Source organism: Prosthecobacter sp., assembly GCF_044236155.1.
Classification (GTDB): Bacteria; Verrucomicrobiota; Verrucomicrobiia; order Verrucomicrobiales; family Verrucomicrobiaceae; genus Prosthecobacter.
In genome coordinates, this window is the sequence record NZ_JBIIHA010000047.1 from 1 (window position 1) to 8,359 (window position 8,359).

At 61.3% G+C, this 8,359-nt stretch carries 8 protein-coding genes and 1 pseudogene; 2 read left to right on the forward strand and 7 right to left on the reverse strand.

All coding sequences use genetic code 11. The annotated features are described in order from the left end of the window. From ACILSE_RS22295 to ACILSE_RS22315, 5 genes and pseudogenes are all read right to left on the reverse strand, one after another. Positions 1–510 (reverse strand): annotated as a pseudogene (locus ACILSE_RS22295) (cytochrome C); the annotation flags it as partial. 26 nt (positions 511–536) lie between these two features. After that, positions 537–3,161: an FAD-dependent oxidoreductase gene (locus tag ACILSE_RS22300; RefSeq protein ID WP_395719655.1), complete on the reverse strand. Its 2,625-nt coding sequence runs from the start codon at positions 3,159–3,161 to the stop codon at positions 537–539. A 61-nt stretch (positions 3,162–3,222) separates the two neighbouring features. Further along, complete coding sequence (locus ACILSE_RS22305; protein ID WP_395719656.1) at positions 3,223–3,393, reverse strand: hypothetical protein; 171 nt, start codon at positions 3,391–3,393, stop codon at positions 3,223–3,225. Next, complete coding sequence (locus tag ACILSE_RS22310; protein WP_395719657.1) at positions 3,390–4,496, reverse strand: sialidase family protein; 1,107 nt, start codon at positions 4,494–4,496, stop codon at positions 3,390–3,392. The genes ACILSE_RS22305 and ACILSE_RS22310 overlap by 4 nt, the downstream gene beginning before the upstream one ends. 13 nt (positions 4,497–4,509) lie before the next feature. Beyond that, complete coding sequence (locus ACILSE_RS22315; RefSeq protein ID WP_395719658.1) at positions 4,510–5,271, reverse strand: RraA family protein; 762 nt, start codon at positions 5,269–5,271, stop codon at positions 4,510–4,512. Positions 5,272–5,340: 69 nt separating this feature from the next. Here ACILSE_RS22315 and ACILSE_RS22320 point away from each other — a divergent pair, with 69 nt between their 5' ends. Further along, positions 5,341–6,426, forward strand: coding sequence for a substrate-binding domain-containing protein (locus ACILSE_RS22320; protein WP_395719659.1), 1,086 nt, complete (start codon positions 5,341–5,343; stop codon positions 6,424–6,426). A gap of 135 nt (positions 6,427–6,561) precedes the next feature. Here the strand turns inward: ACILSE_RS22320 and ACILSE_RS22325 are convergent, their stop codons facing one another. Together ACILSE_RS22325 and ACILSE_RS22330 are read right to left on the reverse strand one after the other, a co-directional pair. Next, complete coding sequence (locus ACILSE_RS22325; protein WP_395719660.1) at positions 6,562–7,344, reverse strand: SDR family oxidoreductase; 783 nt, start codon at positions 7,342–7,344, stop codon at positions 6,562–6,564. A 140-nt stretch (positions 7,345–7,484) separates the two neighbouring features. Continuing rightward, a complete protein-coding gene (locus ACILSE_RS22330) occupies positions 7,485–7,712 on the reverse strand; it encodes a hypothetical protein (protein WP_395719661.1) in 228 nt (75 codons plus the stop codon). Positions 7,713–7,868: 156 nt separating this feature from the next. Between ACILSE_RS22330 and ACILSE_RS22335 the strand changes: the two genes are divergently transcribed. Beyond that, the gene (locus tag ACILSE_RS22335; RefSeq protein ID WP_395719662.1) at positions 7,869–8,264 is read left to right on the forward strand and encodes a hypothetical protein; all 396 of its coding nucleotides are present in this window, start codon (positions 7,869–7,871) and stop codon (positions 8,262–8,264) included. Positions 8,265–8,359: the final 95 nt, after the last annotated feature.

The window sequence follows — 8,359 nt, forward strand, 5'->3', positions numbered from 1 at the left end:
GCCTTTATCCGTGCCGGTTTTGAAGATGAGTTCTTTGCGGTCGGAGACGCCGTCTTTGTTGTCGTCAAAGTAGGCCCAGTAGGAGCTGTCGCCGGTGAAGCTGACAATGACGCGGTCGCCCATGGGCAGGACGGTGCGGGGCAGGAGGGCGTTATCAATGAACACGGTGCGCTTGTCCATGATGCCATCGCCATCGGTGTCCACCAGCTTCACCACGCGGCTGACGGGCTTCATTTGATCCGTGGCAAACTCGTCCTGCATGTAGCTGCGCCACTCGCAGACATAAAGCGCCCCATTTGGATCAAAGGCAAAGGACACCGGCTCCTCCACCATCGGCTCGCTCGCCACGCATTCGAGATGATAGCCCTTGGGTACCTCGATGGTCTTGATGGCGTCCGCAGGCGAGAGCGGCGGGAAAGTCGTGTCCGGGTTCCATCCCTGCTTCGGCGTGTCGGCCGCGATGAGGTGAACGGTGGTGGCGAGGAAGCTAAGAGCGAGGTGGCGACGCATGGTAGGTGACTGCGGGGGGCGGTTGTTCAAGGTCTATCAATTGGCACAGCGGCTTCACGCAAACGCCGCTGGAGTTCTGCTGCATTCACGCGCTGCACGGTCGTTTTGTCTTTGTGCGCCATCGCGGCGGCGGTGCCGGCGGCTTGGCCGAGCATCATCCAGGTGGGCTCGACGCGGAGGGAGTTGAAGGCCACGCGGGAACTGCTGAGGGCGCAGGTGGCGAGCAGGTTGTCGCACTCGGTGGCCTTCGGCGTGAGGGCGCGATAGGGAATCTGATAAATGGGCGGGATGACGAGATAGCCGCCTTCATTGACGACTTCTTTGCCATCGGGCGAGGCGAGGCGGCGGACGACGTGGGAGTCCACGGGGAAGCTGCCGAGGGCGATGGAGTCGGGCTTGGTAAGGTCGGCAAAGAGGTCGCGCTGAGTCATGACGAGGTCGCTGATCATGCGGCGACCTTCGCGGGCGTAGAGGTCGTAGGGCCAGTGGCCGTTGTCAGTGAACTCATCTTTCGGCAGGCCCCATTGCTGGAGATTTTGCCGGATGGACTCGGGCACGGAGGGATCGTTGCGGAGGAACCACAGCATGCGATGCGTGTAGGCACGATGCGTTTCCCAGATCTGTCGGCGCTCTTTCGGCGTGGCGGCGGGGTAAGTGTCCGCACCGCCAGCAAGGCCCCAGTGGAGCAAGTAGTTCACGCCGTCGTTCATCTTGGTTTTATTGCCGGGGACGCCGCCGCCGAAGCCAAACTTGGCGTCTTTGCCGAGGCGAGCGATCTCGCGCCGCAGCAGTTCGAACTCGGCGGGATCGTAGTTGGGCGGCACGGTGAGTTCCACGCGTTTGCCGGGGTCTTTGGTAAGGCAGGCGTAAAGATTGGCGCATTGCAGGTGCGTGTCGCCATCGCCATCACGCACATCGGTGGTGAGGCCCTGCACATGCGGGAGCAGCGTTTTGCCATCGGCGGCGAGACCGCTGATGGGGCTGCTCATGATGGGAAGATCGATGGGGCCGGGAGGATTTGTGAGTTTCAACAACACGCCAGCAAGCGACTCGCCATACTGCGCACGGGATTCGCGACCGATGGTAAAACTCACGCCCGCGATGGGCAAAAGATCGCCGTGGTAAGTGGCGTCGATGAAGACGGAGGCTTCGACGCGGCCACGGTAGTCGGAATAGACCCGCACGAGACGCGCGTCCTTTCTATCGGCACGCACCGGCTGAAAACGATCCGCAAACACCACACCCTCAGCTTCCAGCCATTCGCGGAGGATTTGCTCCATCACATGTGGCTCCGGAGTCGAAGTGGTCTTGCCGTAGTGAGCATCCACTTTTGCCCGCAGCTCGGTCCACATGCCACCAACGGTTTCCGGCTTCATGCGGTCGATCTCGCCAAAGCCAATGGTCTCGGCAAAACGGCCGCCGATATGCGCGGAAGGGTCCGCCAGCGTGACATGGGCCACGCCCGCGCGTTTCGCCGCGATGGCGGCGGCGATACCGCTCGGCGTGGCGCCGATCACCGCCACATCGTAAGGCTGCGTGATGGGATTGCGCCCCGTGGCTTGATTGACGATGACACGCTGCCTTGCCTTTTCGCTGAAGCTGCCGCGCAGGACATCGTCCTCGTGAAAAACGGTCATGAGGATATGCTTCTCGACCGTCTTGCGATTGTAGTCGTAGATGAGCCGAATCTTGCCCTGCGGCCCCTCGATGGCATCGGGATAGGAGACGCCACCGCGTTCATCCACGAGCAAACCTTTGCCCCAAGTGCGGCCTTCATCCTCCGACAGATACGCCGTGAGATGGGAACGCACCGTGCCCGCATGACGCACCATGAGCAACCGCCCGCTGACGAGCCTGCGGATGAAAAAACGCGACTCTGCGTGCTGGATGCCAGACGGTGCGACGTCCGTCCACGACTTGCCGCGATCTTTGGAAAACGATTCGCCGAGGCCGTAGCCCGTGCGCACGAGCATCCAGAGCGAGCCGTCCTTGCGCTCGACGATCATGTTTTCGTCGCCGTTGCGGTCTTCATACTTCGGTATCGTTGCCCTGCCGAACTCCTCAAATGTCGCGCCATGATCCGTGGAGCGCAGGATGCGCGAGCTGTGTTCGTCACGCCAGATGCAGGTAGGCATCAGCCACTCGCCCGAAGTGAGCACCGTGGGCTTGTTCAGCATCACGCCCTTGCTGAGGTAGCGCGGCTGCGACCACACCGGATTCTCCACTGACGCGTCCTCTGTCATGATGGCGAAGTTGTGCATGGAAGCCGGGTCTTTTTGCGACCAAAACAACCACAAACGCCCCTGCGGATCATGCCACAGGCAAGGATCAAAGGCCCGCACCGGCCCGCTACCATCGGGATCAATCACCAGCTTCAAAGGCGACCACGAGCGCCCGTCATCACCACTCGTGGCGAGCATGACAAAGTTATGCTGATCCTCCCCCAGACCACCGCCATACCACGCCGCCCACAGGCGACCATTCTTCGCCCGTTCGATGCTAGGGATGCCCTGATGCATGCGCCGATCATCCGCATACTCCGCCTTCGGCGATAAATCCGGCAGCGTGGCCTTGGCAGCGACTACGGGATCAGCGGCATGGATTGTCGGCATCGTGGCGATGCCTAATAGGATGATGAAAACCAGTTTCATGATGGGCTCATTTCTTCAAGACGATCCACGCCTTCCGATGGCGACGCAAACCACACGGCCATCAACCGCCCATCCAGCAGCAGCGCGAGGCTCGGCCCGAGGTGTTCGCTGGGTCCTTCGGATCGGCGCTCGTGTGGGTGGAGATGACCTTGCGGTCGGTGATGTCACACGTTTCGCTGGCATGGAGTGCGGCGAAAGCTCCAAGCAGCAGGGCGATGATGCGTGGCTTCATGGTTGCTTCAGCCAATCGATTGTGATGCGGCGGATGCGGAGGCGGTTGAGGGCACCGACTTTGCTGTCGCCGGCGCAGTAGCCGATGAGCATGGCGTCGCCGATGAAATGGATGGCGGTGTAGTGATAGAGGCCGTCGGGGTCGCTCTCGATGAGTTTGCGCTGCGGCCAGGTTTTGCCGCCGTCGGTGGAGATGGCGGCGACGAAGGGATTGCGCTTCTTCGGCGGGAACGGAAACATGCCAGAGTGGTCGTTGAAGATGGCGAGGAGGTCGCTGCTGCCGGGAAGGCGCTTGATGCTGGCGGGACCATTCGGCGATTTGAGCTCGGTGGGCTCGGGCGGCGAGAAGGTCTTGCCTGCATCGGTGGAGCGGAAGCTGTACTGCGTGCCTTGATCGGTGCGGGACCACGAAAAGAGGCTGCCATCGGCGAGTTCGACGACGCCGGGCTCCTGCAGGCCGCTGCCGCTGCGCACGGGCATGGCCCACCAGCTTGAGGATTCGATCCAGGTGGTGCCTTCATCATCGGAATAGAGCCAGGTGGCGATGGCGCGGGCGTCCCAGGATTTGCTGGTGTGCGGATCGGTGCCGCATGAGCGATGAAAGGCGAGCGGGACGATGAGGCGGCCTTTCGCGGTCTGGATGACGCGGTCGTTGTTCAAAACGAAGTAACCGGGGGCTTGCTGGATGAGCTTGGGCTCGGTCCAGGTCTCGCCGTCATCGGTGGAGAGGCGCATGTGCGGTCGGCAATCGATCCAACTGTTCTTGATGCAGTAAAACATGGCGAGCTTGCCGCTGGCGAGGCGCAGCAGCGACACGCTCATCACATTGTTGCCTGCGGTGTTTTCCACGACGGTGACGGGAGCACTCCAGGTGCGGCCTTGGTCGTCCGAATGAATTTTGACGAGGCGTGCGGGACTCTCGTCACCATTGCCGCCGTAGAATTGCGAGTAGATGAAGATGACGCGGCCTGAGGCGAGCGTGGCAAAGGAGCCTTCGGAGTTGCGCGGGTGCTCTTTGGAAGGTTCGACATTGAGCGTGATGAGGCTCTCCGCAGATGCGGCCGACAACATGAGGAGGATAAGAATGGGGAGGAAGAGTTGCATGAGCATGAAGGGGCTACCACTCGCCTTCGCGGCTGAACCCGGCTTTCACGTTGGCGCTGAATTGCGTGATGGAGGCTTCGAGATTGGAGAGGAGTTCGTTAGAGTTGAGTCCAGCGCTGCCGCGAGCGGCTGGGATGACGGTGTTGCACTCGTTGGCATCCATGAAGCGGGCGGCTTCGAGCAGCTTGGGCTGGTCTTCAGGCGGAATGACGAGGAAGCCGTGCTTGTCGGCATGAATGAGGTCGCCGGGACTGACTTTGCGGCCAAAGACCTCGACTTCGCAGTTCCAGCGCACGGGATGCACATGCGCGTGGCCGACGCAGAGGCGGCGGGCGAGTGCTTTGAAGCCGGCGTTGGTCATTTCATCGAGATCGCGGATCGCGCCATCGGTGATGGTGCCGACGCAGCCGAGGGCGCGGAACATGTTCGCGCTGACTTCTCCCCAAGCTGAGCCGAGGACACGCGGCTTGTCGAGGTCCTGCGCGACGACGATCTTCGGGCCGGGAATGCTGGCAATGTAGCGCCGAAATTCTTCTCCGGCGCTGGGATTGGTTTTTCGATGCGATGCATTCGATGGTTCGATCACCAAGGTGACGGCGTAACCGACCATTGGCCCCATCTGCGGCATGAAATCACGCGTTTCCTCGATATTGAAAGCATCCGCACCGGAATCGCGCTTCGTGATCTGCTCCCAGCCGTTGTAGATGGTCGGAGTGTTCCAGCGCTTGAGCTGGAGAAGGTCGGCGTGAGTCAGGGAACGGGCTGTTTGCGGCATGACCAGCGAAAGTAGGCTTTTCAAACGCGGGGCACCAACGCTATGCTGCTGGCCCGTTGCCAGAACCAGATGCAAAAACACACTCATTCAGGCCCGAAGCCACCGCAGCGCGTCTCGCTCGTCAGCCTCACCGCGCAAAGCCTGTTGGAGACGATCCAGTCAGGTCATTGGCAGGGTCATCTTCCGGGCGAGCGCGAGCTGTGCGCCCGCCTGCAGGTCAGCCGCCACACCTTGCGCGCGGCGCTGGCGGAGCTGCAACGCGAGGGACATCTGGAGGTAAGCGAGCGGCAGCGGCGGCGCATTCATTTGAAGAAAACCACGCCCAAGCCCGCGCAATCGAACGTGATCGCGATTTTGTCGTCGCGTCCGTTGATCGCGATGTCGCCGTCGGCGGTGGTGATGGTGGATGAGCTGCGGGACCAGCTCTCACGTGCCGGATTCACGCTGGAAATGCATGTGACACCCGCATGCTTTACCGCGAAGCCCGCACGGGCTCTTGAAGCGCTGACGGCACGATCGCCGGCGGCGGTGTGGATTTTGTTCAGCTCGCTGGAGCCGATGCAGAGCTGGTTTCTCCGAAAACAGCTCCCGTGCCTCGTGGTGGGATCGAGCCCGCGCGGGATCGCGCTGCCCTCGATCGACGCGGACTATCGCGCGTTGTGCCGGCATGCTGGGGCCATGCTGCGGCGGAAGGGGCATAGGCACATCGTGCTGATCCGGCCCGAAGGAGACTTCGGCGGTGACATCGAAAGCGAGCACGGTTTGAACGAGGCCATGCAGGGCGCGGAGCCGCCCGTGTTGCAGGTGGCGCGTCACAACGGCACGGCAGAGCATGTGTGCGTGGTGATGGACAAGCTGCTGCGCTCTCCGAACCCACCAACGGCCTGCGTCGTAGCGCGCGGCGTGCATGTGCTGACGGTGATGATGCACTTGCAACGCAGCGGCAGGCGAATCCCGCAGGACATGGCGGTCGTGTCGCGCGATGACGAGACGTTTCTCCAGCACACGGTGCCGGCGGTCACGCGTTACGCGGCTAATCCGGCGCAGTTCGCGCGAAGCGTGTCAAAGGCGGCACGACAGCTCGCTGAGACCGGTGTTTTGCCGCCGAAGGCGATCCGCTTGATGCCGCAACTCGTGCGCGGAGAGACAGCTTGATGTCGTGGCAATGACGAATGGCGAATTCAGAATGATGAATGAAGCCCGAATCAACCAACCTGGTTCATGCGGAAATGAATTCCGTCATTGGCCATTCATTCATCATTCCTCATTCTGATTTCGTCATTCCTTTCATCACCACGACGTCCAGCCGCCATCCACGGCGAGATTCTGGCCGGTGATAAAGGACGCGGCGTCGGAGAGCAGGAAGGTAACCGCGCCGGCGATCTCAGGAGTCTGGCCGACGCGACCGAGCGGCACTTTTTGTGCGAGACGTTCGATGAACTCGGGCTTGTCGCGCTGCAACGTAGGATTGGGGAACGGGCCGGGAGAAATGCTGTTGCAGCGCACGCCTTGCTTCCCCCAATGCACGGCCAGGTAGCGCGCCATTTGCTGGATGCCCGCCTTCCCCACGCCATACTCGATGGGATTCGGACTCATCGGCTCCGCGTAAACCGAGGGATCGGGAGAAACGCTGCCATACATGCTCGAAAAGAGGACGATGCTCCCCCTGCCCTTCCCCGCCATGCGCTGACCGACAGCGCGAGCGAGCGCGAAGGTGGCGGTAAGGTTGCCGTGGTTCGCGTGATCGAAATCCTCCACGGTAAGGTCGTCGAAGCGCTTCGCCGTGGAGGCGTAGGTCATCACGACCAAGCCGTGCGGGACGCCACGTGAGGTGATTTGATCATGCACAAATCGTTCCAGGGCGGAGGTGTCGGACGCATCGAGAGAGGCGGCGGTCACCTGCGAGGTCCATCCGGCCTCCTGGACGGCCTGCGCGGCTCGATCACCCAGATCGACACAGAGCACGACAGCCTGGCTCTCCACGAGTTGAGTCACGACAGAGCGTCCTAGGTAGCCAGCGCCGCCGAAGACCCAAATGTCACGCTGTTGGAGGGAAAAGGCAGAAGGCGTCATTCTTCAACCAAACGCCGATGAACGCCACTTCCCACAACGAAAATGGCCCATGGGGCTGACGTGGAGTCTCACCCGACACCAGCGAAGGCGTCAGCACTTGGAGAAAGCGTGTCGTTCACCGACTGGTCAAGTGAGCAGGCTCACTTCGCCACTTCTTTCTTCTTCACCGGGTAGGAGCCGGGGGATTTGGAGAACTTCTGCATGCAGTCCGTGCAGCAGAAGGCCACAAAGCCCTCGTCGGTCTTCACCCGGTAGATCGGGCGGGCGGCCTTGTGGTCCACCGGGCATTCATCGTTGATCGGCCAGGCGGCGAACACCGTGGCGGTCATGGCCAGACTGAGGAGGAGCGGAGCGAGGATAGCTTTCATGGGATGGAGTCAGGTTGGAGTTCAGTGCGCGTTGCCCCATGAACGCACGGCCAGAATGATCTCCTAGCCCAAAGCAATCCATGCCCAAGGATGCGCAAACGGAGCGCAATCCGTGGGCTGACAGCCACTTTGGCGGCATTCTTGAATGTTCGAGTCATGCTGCTAGCCTCCGCCATGAGCCTCAACCGCATCGGCCTCATCCTCATCGTCGCCGGTCTCATTTATCTCATCGGCTCGATCACGCGTCAGTCACGCCTGGACCGGGAGGCCGAGGAAGCGGAGCAACGCCGGCAGGCGGCGGAGAAAGTCGCGCAAGAACAACAGGCAGCCACGCAGATGGCGAAGGAGCAGGCGGCCAAGGAAAAGCTGCTCCGTGATAAACTTGAGCAGGACCGGATGCTCGCCGAGAAACTGGCCAAAGACCGCCAGGCAGTCGAGCGCTGGGAGGCTGCGGCTGCCACCGCACGAAAATCCAGCCCCGAACTCCAGGTGCAGACCATGATCGACCCACGGCAGATGGTTCTAGGGCGTGTTTTAAAATTGTACAGATAGAGCAACTGGTGTAGCGAGAAGAATGGAATTACATCCAAGCTATCAGTTGGCGGTGCCCAAGCTGGCCCGTGTTATAAGAGCCATAGATTCCTAAA

What these genes read in the sequence shown, in the direction of transcription:
- ACILSE_RS22300 (WP_395719655.1), bottom strand. Translation starts at nt 3,161, where the DNA reads ATGAAACTGGTTTTCATCATCCTATTAGGCATCGCCACGATGCCGACA.
- ACILSE_RS22305 (WP_395719656.1), bottom strand. Translation starts at nt 3,393, where the DNA reads ATGAAGCCACGCATCATCGCCCTGCTGCTTGGAGCTTTCGCCGCACTC.
- ACILSE_RS22310 (WP_395719657.1), bottom strand. Translation starts at nt 4,496, where the DNA reads ATGCAACTCTTCCTCCCCATTCTTATCCTCCTCATGTTGTCGGCCGCA.
- ACILSE_RS22315 (WP_395719658.1), bottom strand. Translation starts at nt 5,271, where the DNA reads ATGCCGCAAACAGCCCGTTCCCTGACTCACGCCGACCTTCTCCAGCTC.
- ACILSE_RS22320 (WP_395719659.1), top strand. Translation starts at nt 5,341, where the DNA reads ATGCAAAAACACACTCATTCAGGCCCGAAGCCACCGCAGCGCGTCTCG.
- ACILSE_RS22325 (WP_395719660.1), bottom strand. Translation starts at nt 7,344, where the DNA reads ATGACGCCTTCTGCCTTTTCCCTCCAACAGCGTGACATTTGGGTCTTC.
- ACILSE_RS22330 (WP_395719661.1), bottom strand. Translation starts at nt 7,712, where the DNA reads ATGAAAGCTATCCTCGCTCCGCTCCTCCTCAGTCTGGCCATGACCGCC.
- ACILSE_RS22335 (WP_395719662.1), top strand. Translation starts at nt 7,869, where the DNA reads ATGCTGCTAGCCTCCGCCATGAGCCTCAACCGCATCGGCCTCATCCTC.